The sequence below is a fragment of the Catenulispora yoronensis genome (assembly GCF_039531695.1).
Lineage (GTDB): Bacteria > Actinomycetota > Actinomycetes > Streptomycetales > Catenulisporaceae > Catenulispora > Catenulispora yoronensis.
In genome coordinates this window covers 1-1,703 of the sequence record NZ_BAAAQN010000133.1, presented here as the reverse complement: position 1 = coordinate 1,703, position 1,703 = coordinate 1, and the positions used below count along the sequence as shown (strand labels likewise).

Annotated in this window: 1 pseudogene; it reads left to right on the top strand. The window is 65.7% G+C overall.

Going from position 1 to position 1,703, the window contains the following annotated elements:
• Positions 1-430 precede the first annotated feature (430 nt).
• Positions 431-1,703: pseudogene (locus ABD481_RS46320) on the top strand (hypothetical protein); the annotation flags it as partial.

Genomic DNA, 1,703 nt, shown 5'->3' with positions numbered 1-1,703 from the left:
TGTCAGTCCCCTGCCTGGGTTTTTGGTTCGTTCCCCTCGGTCACGTCGGCAGGGCTTTGCCTACAGTGCCGCCGACCGGGTGTCCAGTCCACGCTGTACGCAACCGCCGCCAACACCTCAAAAGCAAGCGCGTGGACTTTACACCCGGGCGGCGGCGCTGTACCCGTAGGGCTGCCGACGGGACCGAGGGGAACGAACCCCCACCTCACCAACCGCCAGCGCAGAGACTGACCAGACCCCCCTATGGAGCCGGCGCCAGTTCCCCGAGGGATCCGAGGCCCCCGCCGGAGGCGCCTGCCTTACCCAGCTTTTGACTTTGCCGCATCGACCCCAATCGCAGTCCACTTATACGATACCCTGCCGCAAAACAGGACACTCCGGCGGGACGAAACCACCCCAGCACCCCGCCAGACGGCGAGGTAGCACCGGCATGAACCTCGGCACGAACACCGCCGACCCGCCCGCGACGGAACAGCCGGGCAACTCGTTCCGATATCTGTACTGGCGCCTGTCCGAGAAGGAGTTCCAACAACTCTGCGGAGCACTGCTTCGCCACAAGTACGGGCATGTGACCTGCTATCCGGTCGGCATGGCCGACGGTGGGATCGACGCGATCTCCTTCACCCCCACCCCCACCACCGCCACATCAACCCCGCCCAACGCGCCCTCACCCCCCAACGCGACCACAACCAGTCCACCCAACGCGCCCTCACCCCCCAACGCGACCACAACCAGCGCCCCCACCACCATCTACCAAGTCAAATGGACCACCAAGCTCCTCCAAAACCCCGAAACCTGGCTGTCCCGCACCATCGAATCCGAACGCCCCAACATCCTCCGCCTCATCAAAGACCACCACGCCTCCCGCTACATCATCATGACCTCCGTCGCCGGCACCCCGGCCGCCATCCAACGCCTCGAAGCCAAGCTCCAGGACTACAGCGCCCAGCTCGGCATTCCCATCGAATGCTGGTGGCAGGCCGACATCGACGCAGAGGTCGATGCCGCGCCCGACTCCATCAAGTGGTCATATCAAGAGATGCTCGCCGGCAGCGACGCCATCAGACACCTGCTCCACTCCGACCCACCGCACCTCCACCGCGCCTCCCTCTCCCTCTCCGACTCCGACTCCCCCTCCCCCACCCCCACCGCTCGCACCCGCGACATGATCCTCCGCGTCATGGCCACCCAATGGCGCGAAGACTCCAGGGTCAAATTCTCCCAAGTCGAAATGGACGGCGTCAGCATCGTCGACCTCTTCATCGACGTCCACCTCTCCGTCGGCAAACACCAGCCTGTCTCCTTCGGCTACCGCGAGCAGGAAATCGCTGACGAAGCCCAAGAGTCGCTGAACGCCATCGACTACCTCCTCCGCCCCTACATACGCCGCGCATTCCTCCTGGGCGTCCCCGGCCAAGGCAAATCAACTCTCGGCCAATACCTCTGCCAAATACACCGCGCGGCCCTCCTCCCCAACCACGACACCTCGGGCTACCCGCACGTCGACGAACCCATGTTCCCGCTGCGCGTCGACCTGAAGGACTACGCAGCCTGGCTCTCCGGCTCCGACCCCTTCGACTTCGCCCCCACCGACCTCACCCCCTCACCACTCCCCATCCCCGCAGCCACCCCCACCCCCACCCCCACCCCCACCCCCACCCGCACCCCCACCGGTGCCAGTACCAGCACCCGCGCCGGTGCCT